Raw genomic sequence first — 13,680 nt, 5'->3', positions numbered from 1 at the left:
ATGTATCTCGAACACTTCGGCCTGCGGGAATCCCCTTTCAACATTACGCCGGACACGGCCTTTTTTTTCGCCTCAGCCCGCTATCAGGAGGCGCTCAACACGTTGCTAATCGCTGCCCGCACCGGCGAAGGCTTCATGAAGATCACCGGCGAAGTGGGCACAGGCAAAACCCTGCTGTGCCGCAAATTCATCTCCAGCCTGGACGAAACGTTCAAGGTCGCCTATATCCCCAATCCTTATCTTGAGCCGCACTCCTTATTGCTGGCGCTGGCGGAGGAACTGGGCATCGAAATTGTCGATACCGGCCAGCATCATCTGCTCAAGTCGATTACGCAGGCCTTGACGGAGTTTTCCAACCAGGGCAGGCAGGTGATTATCTGCCTGGACGAGGCGCAGGCGATGCCGCTGGAAACCATGGAGGCGCTGCGCCTGCTGACCAACCTGGAGACAGAAAAGCGCAAGCTGTTGCAAGTGGTGATTTTCGGTCAGCCGGAACTGGAAGACAAGCTCAACCAGCAATCGATCCGCCAGCTCAAGCAGCGCATCACATTCGACTACCGGCTTAGCCCGTTGAACCGCGATGATTTGCATTATTACTTGAACCACCGCCTGATCGTCGCCGGCTATCAGGGGGGGCGCTTGTTCAGTTCCTGGGCTTTGTGGATGCTGCATCGCAGGACAGAGGGCATTCCGCGCCTGGTCAATATCGTCGCGCACAAGGCCATGCTGGCCGTGTTCGGCAAAGGCAGGAAAACCGTCGGCATGGCCGATGTCATGGCCGCCTGCAACGATACTGCCTCCACCCGCAAGATGAATTGGCGCTTCGCAGCATTACTGGGGGTGCTGATCGCGGTGCTTGCTGCCGCGGTTATGTGGAATGCGACGCAATGAGCCTGATTAACCGGATGCTGAAAGACCTGGACCAGCGCAAGGCATCGCCGCAAGGGAATCCCACGTTGGCGGGAGTTGTGCGCACGGTCGAGCCGGCAGAACGATCGATCGGCTTGATGGCAGGTCTTGGCGTAACAGTGCTGCTGGTGTTGGGTGCCGGATATTTTGCCTGGGTGGAATGGCTTGCGCCCGCGCAAGTGTCTCAGCCGGTTGAGACAAAGCTCCCGGAAGCCCGCAAGCTTCCGGCGCCGCCCGCGGCTTCGGCTGCACCCGCGCCGGCCCCTGCGGCTTTGTCTACACCTGTGGCGGAAACCTCTGGCAGCCGGTTGCCGGGGCTGGATATGGAACTGCGTACGTTATCGGCGTCAGTGCCGAAGAAGAAAACCGCACCGGCTGCTGATCCAGCGCCGGCAGTTGTGGCACCCGTTGCTGGAACCGTCAAGCCTGTCTCGGAAGACAAGCCCAAGGAGGCTCGCCCCGCAAAGTCCGCCCGGGTTTCGCGCGACGCCGCCCTTAAAAGTGTTACCCCGCAACAGAAGAGCGACAATTTATACAAGCAGGCGGTCGCCATGCTGCAGCAGGGAAGAGTCGCCGAGGCGCGCAGCACATTATGGCAGGCGCTGGATGAAACCCCCTCCAATCACAATGCCCGGCAACTGCTGGTGGGCTTGCTGGTGGAAAGCAAACGTAACGGCGACGCGGCGGTTTTGCTGCAGGACGGCATCAAGCTGGCCCCGGAGCAGACTGGTTTCGTGATGGCGCTGGCACGGTTGCAGGTGGAGGCCGGCAACCGGCAGATTAGTCTGCAAACGCTGGAGCAGGGCCTGAAGTACGCGGCCGATGATGCCGATTATCACGGGTTTTACGCCGCTTTGCTGCAGCGCGAGGAGCGGCATGAGGAAGCCGTGGCCAATTACCTGGCTGCTCTAAGGCAGGACCCCGCAAATATCAGCTGGCTGGTTGGCGTCGGCATATCGCTGCAAGCGCAGGGTAAATACGCGGATGCCAGGGAGGCTTTCGACCGTGCCAGGCAGTTGGACCAGTTATCTCCCGAATTGGCGACGTTCGTCGACCAGCGCCTGAGCCAGTTAAAAGGCAAATAAGCCTTAATCCAGCAGCGTTCTTGCTGCCACCCAACATTCGACATGGGCTGCGCCCGCCGATTTGAGCGTACGCGCCAATTCGTTCAAGCTGGCGCCGCTGGTCATCACGTCGTCCACTATCGCTATCCGTTTTTGCGTCATGTCCTGGATACAGGCGAAGGCATTGCGAATATTCTTGCCGCGCCGCTCGAGCGGCAAACCGGCCTGCGGCTCTGTCGCGCGTACCCGTAACACTGCATCCATTGACAGCGGTACTCCAATGTGCCGTGCCACGACACGGGCAATTTCACTAGCCTGGTTGAAGCCGCGCTCTCGAAGACGCTGCGGATGCAACGGCATCGGAATGACGAGGTCCGGCCGCAGCCGGCCGGCGGCGCGGTGCGCCAAACAGGTCCCTGCCAGTTCCGCGATTGGCAGCCTGCCCTGATATTTCAACGCACGCAGCAAAGCGTCCAGCGGAAACGCATAAATGAAAGCCGCACATGTCGCATCGAAATGCGGCGGGTGCTTAAGGCAATTGCCGCAGATTTCGGCCTGGGGCGAAGGGTTGCCGCAAACCGGGCACGCGGAACCGTGATGGAAAGGCAAGTCATGACGGCAATCGGGACAGATTTGCAGGCGGGCGCTATGCACGCCGCACAGCAGGCAATCCTGCGGCAGCAATGATTGTGCAATATTTAAGCAAATGTCAATAAATTGCATGTCTATGAATTGACATAATATAATGCGGGCTTTCCGTCAGAGTTGCCATTATGCCAGTGAAAACCATTACCGCCGCCCAGCAGCGCCGCGATGCCCAGATTTTCAATATGTTGTCATGCGCGGCCATCCTGCTGATGCCGCTGGTCATTCCGGCTTTGCTGTGGATTGCCGCTTCGATTTTCGTCCATGCTTCCATTGCGCATCATCCCAACCAGCGGGTGCGCGATTACCTCTATCCGGGCGGCTACCGTTTCTACGGCCTGGTGGGCGCGCTGGTGGTGGGGCTCAATTTCAGTCCGCAAATGTCCAAAGCCGTGGGCGGAGGCATCAGGCTGCTGTTCTTGGTATGGCTGGTCAGCGTACTGGTTGTAGTGCCGCTGGCGGTGCGCGATATTTTGCGGGCGCGCAAGGAAAACTGGCAGGACATTACCGTGGAGACCCCTCATGAATAAAGTAGCAGATTTGCCCACCACCCGTAAAAGCTGGCGCATCGACGAAATCGTCGAATTGTTCGAACTACCTTTCGCGGATCTGATTCATCGCGCGCAGACCGTGCACCGCGAACATTTCGACCCTAACGCGGTACAGGTGAGCACGCTGCTGTCGATCAAGACCGGCGGCTGTTCCGAGGACTGCGGCTACTGCCCGCAATCCGCCCATCATGACGCCGGCGTCGAGAACCAGAAATTGCTGGATGTGGACGAGGTAATTGCCGCAGCGCGCGCCGCCAAGGAAAGCGGCGCCAGCCGTTTCTGCATGGGAGCGGCCTGGCGCAGTCCGAAACAGCGCGACCTGGAGCCGGTGCTGAAAATGATTGCCGAAGTAAAAGCGCTGGGGCTGGAAACCTGCGCCACACTGGGCATGCTCAAGGACGGCCAGGCCAATCGACTGAAAGATGCCGGGCTCGACTATTACAACCACAACCTGGACACCGCGCCGGAATTCTACGGCGAAGTCATCGGCACCCGCACTTACCAGGACCGGCTGGATACACTAGAGCAGGTGCGCGACGCCGGCATGAACGTATGCTGCGGCGGCATTGTCGGGATGGGTGAATCGCGCTTGCAGCGCGCCGGCCTGATCGCCCAGCTGGCGAATATGGAAACACCGCCGGAATCGGTGCCGATCAACCTCCTGACGCAGGTGGAAGGCACCCCGCTGTATGGCACCGAGGCGCTGGACGAGATCGAGTTCGTGCGCACCATCGCCGCTGCCCGCATCACGATGCCGGAATCCCATGTGCGCCTTTCCGCCGGCCGCGGCCAGATGTCGGATGCGACGCAAGCGTTATGTTTCATCGCCGGCGCAAATTCGATCTTTTATGGCGAAAAACTGCTGACCACCGGCAATCCGGACACCGAGGCCGATCGGCAGCTGTTCGACAAGCTCGGTATTCATCCGGAATGATTTTGAAGTGCGGGGGATGCGGGGAAAACCGGGTTCTCCGTGACTCTTTCCGTATTCCCCGTGGCTAAATTGCCTTTCTCGGATCTCGCCGAATCGCTCGCCGAGCGCGAAGCCGCCGGCCTGCTGCGTCGTCGGCTGGTGCTGGAAAGCGCGCAGGGCGCGCGTATTCGGGTCGAAGGACGGCAAGTACTGTCGTTCTGCAGCAACGACTATCTTGGCCTGGCCAATCATCCGGCGCTGATCGAGGCCGCCAAGGCGGCCGCCGACGAGGCCGGCGTGGGCGGCGGGGCGTCGCATCTCATCACCGGCCATCACCGGCTGCACCATGGACTGGAAGAAGCGCTGGCGGACTTCGCCGGCTTGCCGCGCGCGCTGCTGTTCTCCACCGGCTACATGGCCAATCTCGGCGTCGTCACCGCCCTGGTCGGGCGCGGCGATGCGGTGTTCGCCGACCGCCTCAACCATGCCTCGCTTAACGACGCGGCAGTGTTGTCGCGCTCCGAACTCAAGCGCTTTGCCCACAATGACATGGCTCAGCTAAAAAAACTGCTGGCCGCGTCAACGGCCAAGCGCAAGTTGGTGCTTGCCGACGCGGTGTTCAGCATGGACGGCGATATTGCGCCGGTTGCAGACTTGCTTGCGCTATGCGAGCAGTACGATGCCTGGCTGATGCTGGACGACGCGCACGGCTTCGGCGTATTGGGGGAAAGCGGACGCGGAATACTGGAATACGCCGGTTTGAGCAGCCCCCGCATCATCTACATGGCCACGCTGGGCAAGGCGGCAGGCGTGGCCGGGGCTTTCGTCGCCGGCGACCCGGTATTGGTCGAGAGCCTGATCCAGAATGCCCGCACTTACGTCTATACCACGGCCACGCCGCCCTTGCTTGCCGCCGCATTGCTCGCCAGCCTGGAAATCATCGCCGGCGAACAATGGCGGCGCGCACGCTTGCAGGAACTGATCGCCGTACTGCGCAGCCGATTGCAGCTCAACCGCTGGCAACTGGCGAATTCTGCAACGCCGATACAACCACTCGTCATCGGCAGCAATAAAGAGGCTGTAGAAGTAAGCGAGTGCTTGCTGAAACACGGCATACTGGTGCCCGCCATTCGTCCCCCCACAGTTCCCCAAGGCACCGCGCGCCTGCGCATTTCGCTTTCCGCGGCCCATACCGTCGAGGATGTCGCCGCGCTGGCCCAGGCGCTGAACGAAATCGAACGCGCATGAGCTTGCATGTCGAAACCCTGGGGCAAGGCCCGGATCTGGTGCTGCTGCACGGCTGGGGCATGCACGGCGGCGTGTGGGCGCCGGTGGCGAAGCAACTGGCAGCCTCGTTCCGGCTGCACATCGTCGACCTGCCCGGCCTTGGGCACAGCGCCGCGGTAGCGCCGTATACGCTGGAGAACCTGGCTGCCGCGGTCGCACGTATTGCGCCGCCAGGGGCGATCGCTTGCGGATGGTCGCTGGGCGGGCAAGTGGTGCTGCGCTGGGCGATGCAGCAACCGCAGCACATTGCCAGACTGGTGCTGGTGGGAAGCACGCCGCGCTTCGTCAGCGGCGGCGATTGGCAATTCGGCGTGGCCGAAGACGTGTTCCGCGAATTCGCCGCGCAGGTGCGGCAGGATTATCGCGCTACGCTGTCGCGTTTTCTCGCGTTGCAGGCTTACGGCGGGGATGCCGCCAAGGAAACCGTGCGCCAGCTGCGCGAGCATTTTTTCGAGCGTGACGAACCGGCGCCGCAAACCTTGCAGGCTGGCCTGGATGTCCTGCTGGCAACCGATTTGCGCGCCGGGCTTGGCGCTGTGACGGCCCCCGCATTGGTGCTGCACGGCGATTACGACAAACTGGCGCCGGTGGAAGCCGGACGCTGGCTGGCGCAGCATTTGCCTTGCGCGCAACTGCGGGTTTGCAACAACGCTTCGCATGCTCCCTTCCTGTCGCACCCAGCCTGGTTTGTCGATGTGCTGCGGGAGTTCTGCCATGGATAACAGCGCTTACCGCATCGACAAGAAGCGCGTGCGGGATTCCTTCGGCCGGGCCGCGGCGAGCTACGATGCAGCCGCGATCATGCAGCGGGAAGTGTTCGAGCGCATGTTCGCCCGCCTGGACCTGGTGAAACTGGCGCCGCAGGTGATTCTGGATGCGGGCTGCGGCACCGGGCTGGGCACCTCGCGGCTGGCGCAGCGCTACAAAAACAGCCGCGTGCTGGCGCTGGATATCGCGCCGCCGATGCTGCAACTCGCCGCCGCGCGGCAGCCATGGCTGTCGCGGCTGGCTTGGCGTTCGCGCCAGGCATTCGTCTGCGGCGACATCGAAGCGCTGCCGCTCGAGGATGGGAGCGTCGACCTGGCGTGGTCCAACCTGGCCATGCAATGGTGCAACGATCTCGACCTGGCCTTCCGCGAACTGCACCGCGCATTGCGCCCGGAGGGGCTCTTGATGTTCAGCACGTTCGGGCCTGATACGCTGATGGAACTACGCGAGGCGGCGAGCGCCGATCCGGCGCATACCCATGTCAGCCGGTTTCTGGACATGCACGACATCGGCGATGCCCTGGTGCGCGCCGGCTTCAAAGATCCGGTGATGGACATGGAACGCTTTACCCTGACCTACGACGATGTGCGGGGGTTGATGCGCGACCTCAAGGCCATAGGCGCGCGCAACGCGACCGAAGGGCGCAGGCGCGGCCTCGAGGGAAAATCGTTTCTGCAGCGGCTGGCCGACAATTACGAACGTTTTCGCCGGCAGGGCAAACTGCCGGCCACCTATGAAGTGGTTTACGGCCACGCATGGAAGGCACAACCGCATCCGTCGCTGCCGGGCGGGGCCCAGCCCATCACCTTGCACCGGCACAAATGAAGCAGGCCTATTTCATTACCGGCACCGATACCGGCATCGGCAAAACCTTCGTCAGCTGCGCCTTGCTGCGTGCGTTTGCGGCTCAGGGCCTGCGCGCGGTTGGCATGAAGCCGGTCGCGGCCGGATGCCGCAGCGAACACGGCAGGCTGGTATCGGATGACGTCGCGCAACTGCTGGCGTCGGGCAACGTCGAGGCGGACCGGGACGCGGTCAATCCCTACGCTTTCGAGCCGCCGTTGGCGCCGCATATCGCCGCCGCCATGGCTGGAACGCATATCCGGCTGGAGCCGATACTGGAAAGATTCGCCATGCTGCAGGCCCAGGCCGACGTCGTGATCGTGGAAGGGGTGGGAGGCTTTCGCGTGCCGCTCAACGACAGCCAGGACACCGCCGATCTGGCCGTCGCGCTGCAGCTGCCGGTCGTTCTGGTGGTCGGCATGCGCCTGGGCTGCCTCAACCATGCTTTGCTGAGCAGCGATGCAGTCTCGCGGTCCGGCTTGCGCCTGGCAGGCTGGGTGGCGAATCAGGTCGAGCCCGCAATGCCGGCATTGCGGGACAATATCGCAACGCTCGAACAGCGTCTGCCGGCGCCACGCATCGCAACGTTGCCGTTCCAATCGGAACTGGATAGGCATCCGGCGCAAGGAATCTCCGCTGCCGCCGAATTTCTGGCAAGCTGGCCCGAACTCCGCTCTAGGAGCGGAGTTGTTGACTAACGGGCACACAGCTTCCATAATCCCACCACATCGTTTGATAAAGGCGAGCCTGGCCGTAAGGCAGGGGCGCAAAATTACCGGTCCATGGCGGTATTTCAGGATAGCGGGATTGCCGGACGACACTTCTTGCTCCCCACCAAAGGGTGGGCGGTGTCAGTGCTATCACGCCATTCCTGATGTCGATCTGGCCATGCCTCACGAGGAGATCTTGGCATCATGAATTCAATATTGGAAAAATTGGTTGAGAATCTTAATCTGCGCAAGCAGTTCCTGATTCTTTCCGCACTGGTGACGATTGCCTTTGTCGTGAGTTATTTCGTCAATTCGCTGCCGGTAACCATTGCCTTTCTGATTTTGAATATCTTCACGGCGCTATGGTTCGGCATGCGCGCCGCGCGGCGTGCCACGGCCATCGTCGGGGCTCTGCAAACAATGGCGGCAGGCAATCTTTCGAAGAAATTCGGCCTCAACGGCAAGGACGATTTCGCCTGGATGGGCTACGAATATGACAACGCTCGCAAAGGCACTGCCAAGCTGATCCTGACGCTGCGCGACACCGCGGTGGACCTCAACGGCGCTGCGACGGACATGAGCGGCATCTCTTCGCGCACCAAGGAAGCCATTGCCAGCCAGGGCGAGCGTACCCACCAGATTGCCGACAGCATCATGCATCTGGCGGATCAGATCAAGGATGTCTCGTTGCATGCCTCCAATGTCGCGGCAACGGCGCGCGAAGCCAATACATCGGCGGTCAGCGGCAGTGCGGTGGTGGGTGAGACCATCCATGCGCTGGAGCATATTTCCAGCGATGTGCAGGGCATCGCCGAGTCGATTGCCTCGCTGCAAGACGAAATCAACAAGATCAGCACCGTGATGCAGGTGATACGCGATATTTCCGAGCAAACCAATCTGCTGGCGCTGAATGCCGCGATCGAAGCCGCACGCGCCGGCGAAGCCGGACGGGGATTCGCTGTGGTGGCCGACGAGGTGCGCAATCTGTCGCAGCGTACCGGCAAGTCCACCGAAGAAATCAACCAGATTATCACCAGCCTGCAGAACAAGGCGCAGCAGGTATCCAGGACGGTGTGCGAAAAGCAGGGCGATGCGGCTACCGCCGCCGGTAATGCCAAATCTGCGGATGCGGCGCTGCAAGGTATTCTGACTTCGGTCAAAACCATCGTCGGCATGTCAGACACCATCGCCACACTGGCGTCGCAGCAGGAAACCGCAGTCGGCGGCATTACCGAAGCGGTGACTTATATCGAGGATTTGTCCCAGCAGAACGCGCAGGAAGCCAATGCCTTCCACAGCATGTCGCAGAGCCTGAAAGAGAAAGCGGAAAACCTGAGCACGGTAGTGTCGAAGTTCAGCGTTTAGCTGTCAGCCGACAGCCAAAAGAAAACGGCAGCCCAGGCTGCCGTTTTTGTTTTTATCCGACCGAGTTATGCGGCCTGCACCGGAATGTCGCGGCGCTTGTCCTTGATGCGGTTCATCGCATCCACGTACACCAGTTCCGGCTTGTATTTTTCCAGTTCCAGCTCGTTGTACACGGCATAGGTGGCGATGATCAGGATGTCGCCGGGCATGGCCTTGCGCGCGGCGGCGCCGTTGACCGAGATGATGCCGGAATTGCGCTGCGCGCGGATCGCATAGGTGCTGAAGCGCTCGCCGTTGTTGACGTTGTAAATTTCAATCTGCTGGTATTCGCGAATGTCCGCAGCCTCCAGCAATTCTTCGTCAATCGCACAGGAACCTTCATAGCCCAGCTCCGCATGCGTAACGCGCACCCGGTGCAGCTTGGATTTGAGCATGGTTCTTTGCATATGGAGCCTTTAGCTATCCGTTTGATTCAAAAGGACGGCTATTATAATCAGTTGAGCTGCGGGACGCAAAATTCGATATTGTCGATGAGGCGGGTTTTCCCCAGCCGTGCTGCGCCCAGCACAACCAGGTTGCGGTCGTTTGCTGCCGCCGCAGCCAGCGTGTCGGCGCTGCGCACCTCGATGTAATCGACAATCCACCCCATCATCGTCAGGTATTGCATGGTTTGCGTTTCGATCGCCTTGAAATCGCGTCGTCCGTCCCGCACCGTTTTTACTACCTGTTGCAGCGCCTTGAACAGGCGCGGCGCTTCGACGCGCTGCTCCGGCCTGAGATAGCCGTTGCGCGAGCTCATCGCCAGCCCGTCGGCCTCGCGCACGGTTTCACCGGCGACGATGGCAACCGGCACGTTCAGCTGCCGCACCATTTCGCGGATGATGAATAGCTGCTGGAAGTCCTTGTTGCCGAACAGCGCGGCCTGCGGCTGCAGCAGGTTGAACAGCTTCAGCACTATGGTCGCGACACCGTCGAAATGACCGGGACGATACGCACCGCACAGCTCGCCCGCAATCGGCGGCGCTTGCACGATGACGGTTTGCGGTTGCGGGTAGAGGTCGGCCTCATTCGGCGTGAACACGACATCTACGCCGGCAGCATAGAGTTTCCGGCAGTCCTCGGCCAGCGTGCGTGGATAACTGGCCAGGTCTTCGTTGGCGCCGAACTGCAGCGGATTGACGAAAATGCTGGCGACGATGCAATCGCCATGCTGCCGGGCCTGTTCCATCAATGAGATATGCCCGGCATGCAGATTGCCCATGGTCGGCACGAAAGCGATGTTGCTGACGTTATGCAGCCGCTCGCGCAGTTCGGGAACTCGGGAGATGATTTCCATCAGAATAAATGTGCGGGCATGGGGAAGCTACCGTTTTTAACGGCTTCGACATATTGGCGCAAGGCGGTCTGCACGCTGTCGGCGCCGTGCATGAAATTATGCGCAAATCTGGGTGTTTTGCCGGGATAAATACCCAGCATGTCGTGCTGCACCAATACCTGGCCGTTACAATCCGGTCCGGCGCCTATGCCTATCGTGGGAATCGCCAGCTGTGCGGTTGCCTGCCTGGCCAGCGCTGCCGGCACCATTTCCAGTACCAGCAGGCCGGCGCCGGCCTGCTGCAGGGCGAGCGCGTCGCCCTGCAGGCGAGCGGCATCGCCCGCGCTTTTGCCCTGCACGCGGTAGCCGCCAAGCTGATGCACCGACTGCGGCGTGAACCCTAGGTGGCCGCACACCGGGATGCCGCGCCGGGTGAGGAAAGCAACGGTTTCGGCCATCACGGCACCTCCTTCCAGCTTGACCATCTGCGCGCCGGCGGCCATCAGCCGTGCGGCGTTGCGTAACGCCTGTTGCGGCGACTGCTGGTAACTGCCGAAAGGCATATCGGCGATGACATAGGCGCGACTTGCGCCTTTGGCAACGCAGCGCGTATGGTATTGCATGTCGCGCAGCGTGACCGATAGCGTCGTCGTCTCGCCCTGCAGCACCATGCCCAGCGAGTCGCCCACCAGCAGCGCGTCTACCCCGGCCTCTTCCATCAGCATGGCAAAGCTGGCGTCGTAGCAGGTCAGCACGGCGATTTTCTCGCCGCGCGCTTTCATTTCGTTGAGTGTCGCCAGCGTCGTCATGCCAGGTTGGGATTGAAGTATTCGCGCTGCCCGCGCATTTTCTCGATGCGCTCCAATAGCAGGTGGAAAGCCTCGTCGCTGGCCGCAACGTCCAGATGCTCGTTGTTGATGATCAGCAAGGGCGCTGCTTCGTACTGATGGAAAAATTCGCTGTAACTGGCGGCGAGGCGTTCCAGGTATTCGCGGCTGATGGTTTGCTCGTAAGCGATGGCGCGCTTGTGGATACGCTCCAGCAGGGCATCGACCGGAACCTGCAGGTAGAGCACGAGATCGGCAGGCCGGGTTTGTGGTTGCAGATGCTGGTAAATGGTGCGATACAACGCGAATTCGCTGTCGTTGAGGTTGAGGCGGGCGAATAGCGGGTCTTTGTCCAGGAAAAAATCGGCAATGGTGGCTCCGCCGAACAGGTCGGGCTGCGCCAGTCCGCTCAACTGTTCGGCGCGCTGAAACAGGAAAAACAGCTGGGTAGCCAGTGCGTGGCGGTCGGGGTTGGCGTAGAACTTTTCCAGAAACGGGTTGGCGCCGGCATTCTCTAATAGCAGTTGCGCGGAAAAACGCTCCGCCAGTTTCCGCGCAAGCGTGGATTTGCCGCTGCCGATCGGGCCTTCGACGACGATGTAGGGGTATTTTCTGGTCAGCGTCATCGCCCGGTTATTTTTTCCACGCCTTGGTCGCTGCTCGCCCGCAACAGGTCGGAGACGCGGCCTTTGCCTGGGATCTCCAGATCGGGCGCGATCTCTGCCAGCGGAAACAGCACGAATCCGCGTTCATGCAGCCTGGGGTGTGGCAGCGTGAGTTCAGGGGTATGCATTACCTGATCATCATAAAGCAAAAGATCGAGGTCCAATACCCGTGGGGCATTGGGGAAAGGCCGTTCGCGGCCGAAGCCGGCTTCCAGCGCGAGCAAGGCGCGCAGCAGTTCCAGCGGCGATAGCGCCGTGGAAACCTCGGCCGCGGCATTGATGAAATCCGGCTGGTTGTCATAGCCTATCGGCGCGGTGCAATAGAGCGAGGACTGGCGTGTCACGCGGGTGGCGGGCAGTTCCGCAAGCCGCTCCAAAGCCCGCGACACTTGCATTGCCGGATGCTGCAGGTTGCTGCCGAGAGCGATGAAGGCGCGCCCGCTCATGGGGTGTTGCCGGAATGCGGGCCCTGTGAGCCGCCGGAATTCGGGCTTCTGCGCCGGCGCCGACGTTTTTTCGGCGCGGTGTCGGGCTGCAGCATGTTGTTGCGGGTTTCGGTGTCGGCATGGGCGAACCGATCCCACCATTCCACCAATTCCATCGGCAGTTCGCCGGATTCGCAGCGCAGCAGCAGAAAATCGTAGCCGGCGCGGTAGCGTTCGTGTTCCAGCAGGCGGAACGGACGTTGACCGGCGCGCTGCTCGAACCGCGGCTGCAGGCCCCAGATTTCCTTCATTGTGACGGAATAGCGTTTGGGAATCGCCAGCTTGCCGGCCTGGATATCGGAAACTTCGTGCATGGCTTCAAACAGCGCGGGCAAGGGTTTCATGCCGGTGCTCTGGTGTTTCTGCCATGAAGTCAGCACCTCGTGCCACAGCAGCGTTGCGAACAGGAACGCGGGCGAAACCGGTTTGTCCTGCTGTACGCGGTCGTCGGTATTCTTCAGCGCCAGTTTGACGAAACGTTCGCCCATCGGTTGCTCCAGCACTACGTCGAGCAACGGCAGCACGCCATGGTGCAGACCGTGCTGGCGCAATGCGGCGGCGCTTTCCATCGCGTGACCGGACAGAAACAGCTTGAGCATCTCCTCGAACAGGCGCGATGGCGGCACGTCCTGCAATAGATCGGCCAGTTTGGGGATCGGCGTTTCGGTCGCGCGGTCGAGCTGCATTTCCAGCTTGGCGGAAAGCCTGACAGCACGCAGCATGCGTACCGGATCTTCGCGGTACCTGGTTTCCGGGTCGCCGATAATGCGCAAAACCTTGGCTTTGATGTCGGGCACGCCGCGGTGGTAATCCCACACCTCTTCGGTCGCAGGGTTGTAATACAGCGCATTGATGCTGAAATCGCGGCGTTCGGCGTCTTCCTGCAGGGTGCCGAAGACGTTGTCGCGCAGGATGCGGCCGCTGTCGGTGACCTGGGCGTCGCTCTCGCCATTTTCATCGACGGCGAGATGGCTGCCGCGGAACGTGGTGACTTCGATGGTCTCGTTGCCGAACATGACATGCACGATACGGAATCGGCGGCCGATGATACGCGCTCGGCGGAAGACCTGGCGCACTTGTTCCGGCGTGGCGTCGGTGGCGACATCGAAATCCTTGGGTACGCGGCCCAGCATCAGGTCGCGCACCGCGCCGCCGACAATGAAACCGGAATAGCCAGCTTTTTGCAGGCCTTCGACGGTTTTGAGCGCGCCGGAGCTGATTTTGTGTTTATCGATGCCGTGAGTCCGGCGGGAGAATTTCTGAACGTCGGAGTTAGTCCCCGGCGTTTTTTTCTTGGGCTGGAAAACACGTTGCAACAGTTTGCGGATCATTG

At 61.0% G+C, this 13,680-nt stretch carries 16 protein-coding genes and 1 riboswitch; of the genes, 9 read left to right on the top strand and 7 right to left on the bottom strand.

Features of this window, described 5'->3' with window-relative positions:
- Entirely contained in the window at nt 1-891 is an 891-nt protein-coding gene (locus VGK14_RS00855) for an ExeA family protein (RefSeq protein ID WP_331507004.1), read from the top strand.
- On the top strand, nt 888-1,994 hold the full coding sequence (locus tag VGK14_RS00850) for a tetratricopeptide repeat protein (protein ID WP_331507003.1): 1,107 nt from the start codon (nt 888-890) through the stop codon (nt 1,992-1,994). Before VGK14_RS00855 ends, VGK14_RS00850 begins: the two co-directional genes overlap by 4 nt.
- 3 nt (nt 1,995-1,997) lie before the next feature.
- On the opposite strand, the gene VGK14_RS00845 is transcribed toward VGK14_RS00850, so the two are convergent.
- A complete protein-coding gene (locus VGK14_RS00845; RefSeq protein WP_331507002.1) occupies nt 1,998-2,696 on the bottom strand; it encodes a ComF family protein in 699 nt (232 codons plus the stop codon).
- 50 nt (nt 2,697-2,746) lie between these two features.
- On the opposite strand from VGK14_RS00845, the gene VGK14_RS00840 reads away from it, so the two are divergent.
- The 7 genes from VGK14_RS00840 to VGK14_RS00810 all read left to right on the top strand — a co-directional run bounded on the left by VGK14_RS00840 (nt 2,747) and on the right by VGK14_RS00810 (nt 9,055).
- Nucleotides 2,747-3,148 (top strand): hypothetical protein, encoded by a 402-nt coding sequence (locus tag VGK14_RS00840; RefSeq protein ID WP_331507001.1) that lies wholly within the window; start codon nt 2,747-2,749, stop codon nt 3,146-3,148.
- A complete protein-coding gene (gene bioB / locus VGK14_RS00835) occupies nt 3,141-4,103 on the top strand; it encodes a biotin synthase BioB (RefSeq protein ID WP_331507000.1) in 963 nt (320 codons plus the stop codon). The genes VGK14_RS00840 and bioB overlap by 8 nt, the downstream gene beginning before the upstream one ends.
- Before the next feature lie 69 nt (nt 4,104-4,172).
- Nucleotides 4,173-5,330: an 8-amino-7-oxononanoate synthase gene (gene bioF, locus VGK14_RS00830; protein WP_331507032.1), complete on the top strand. Its 1,158-nt coding sequence runs from the start codon at nt 4,173-4,175 to the stop codon at nt 5,328-5,330.
- Nucleotides 5,327-6,091 carry a pimeloyl-ACP methyl ester esterase BioH gene (gene bioH / locus VGK14_RS00825; protein WP_331506999.1) on the top strand — a complete coding sequence of 255 codons (765 nt, stop codon included), beginning with the start codon at nt 5,327-5,329 and terminating at the stop codon, nt 6,089-6,091. Before bioF ends, bioH begins: the two co-directional genes overlap by 4 nt.
- Complete coding sequence (bioC, locus tag VGK14_RS00820; protein WP_331506998.1) at nt 6,084-6,962, top strand: malonyl-ACP O-methyltransferase BioC; 879 nt, start codon at nt 6,084-6,086, stop codon at nt 6,960-6,962. Before bioH ends, bioC begins: the two co-directional genes overlap by 8 nt.
- Nucleotides 6,959-7,678 carry a dethiobiotin synthase gene (bioD, locus tag VGK14_RS00815; protein ID WP_331506997.1) on the top strand — a complete coding sequence of 240 codons (720 nt, stop codon included), beginning with the start codon at nt 6,959-6,961 and terminating at the stop codon, nt 7,676-7,678. Before bioC ends, bioD begins: the two co-directional genes overlap by 4 nt.
- Nucleotides 7,679-7,710: 32 nt before the next feature.
- Nucleotides 7,711-7,795, top strand: a riboswitch (cyclic di-GMP riboswitch).
- A gap of 99 nt (nt 7,796-7,894) precedes the next feature.
- Nucleotides 7,895-9,055 carry a methyl-accepting chemotaxis protein gene (locus tag VGK14_RS00810; RefSeq protein WP_331506996.1) on the top strand — a complete coding sequence of 387 codons (1,161 nt, stop codon included), beginning with the start codon at nt 7,895-7,897 and terminating at the stop codon, nt 9,053-9,055.
- Nucleotides 9,056-9,120: 65 nt separating this feature from the next.
- On the opposite strand, the gene panD is transcribed toward VGK14_RS00810, so the two are convergent.
- The 6 genes from panD to pcnB are packed head-to-tail and all read right to left on the bottom strand — an operon-like array spanning nt 9,121 to nt 13,678.
- Nucleotides 9,121-9,501, bottom strand: a complete 381-nt coding sequence (gene panD / locus VGK14_RS00805; RefSeq protein WP_331506995.1) for an aspartate 1-decarboxylase — start codon at nt 9,499-9,501, stop codon at nt 9,121-9,123.
- Nucleotides 9,502-9,548: 47 nt separating this feature from the next.
- Nucleotides 9,549-10,391, bottom strand: a complete 843-nt coding sequence (gene panC, locus VGK14_RS00800) for a pantoate--beta-alanine ligase (protein WP_331506994.1) — start codon at nt 10,389-10,391, stop codon at nt 9,549-9,551.
- Nucleotides 10,391-11,179, bottom strand: coding sequence for a 3-methyl-2-oxobutanoate hydroxymethyltransferase (gene panB, locus VGK14_RS00795; RefSeq protein ID WP_331506993.1), 789 nt, complete (start codon nt 11,177-11,179; stop codon nt 10,391-10,393). The genes panC and panB overlap by 1 nt, the downstream gene beginning before the upstream one ends.
- Nucleotides 11,176-11,823, bottom strand: coding sequence for a deoxynucleoside kinase (locus VGK14_RS00790; RefSeq protein WP_331506992.1), 648 nt, complete (start codon nt 11,821-11,823; stop codon nt 11,176-11,178). The genes panB and VGK14_RS00790 overlap by 4 nt, the downstream gene beginning before the upstream one ends.
- The gene (gene folK / locus VGK14_RS00785) at nt 11,820-12,308 is read right to left on the bottom strand and encodes a 2-amino-4-hydroxy-6-hydroxymethyldihydropteridine diphosphokinase (protein WP_331506991.1); all 489 of its coding nucleotides are present in this window, start codon (nt 12,306-12,308) and stop codon (nt 11,820-11,822) included. Before folK ends, VGK14_RS00790 begins: the two co-directional genes overlap by 4 nt.
- Nucleotides 12,305-13,678: a polynucleotide adenylyltransferase PcnB gene (gene pcnB, locus VGK14_RS00780; RefSeq protein ID WP_331506990.1), complete on the bottom strand. Its 1,374-nt coding sequence runs from the start codon at nt 13,676-13,678 to the stop codon at nt 12,305-12,307. Before pcnB ends, folK begins: the two co-directional genes overlap by 4 nt.
- Nucleotides 13,679-13,680: the final 2 nt, after the last annotated feature.

This window comes from Novimethylophilus sp. (assembly GCF_036504375.1).
Lineage (GTDB): Bacteria > Pseudomonadota > Gammaproteobacteria > Burkholderiales > Methylophilaceae > Novimethylophilus.
This window is presented reverse-complemented; position numbering and strand designations above follow the sequence as displayed.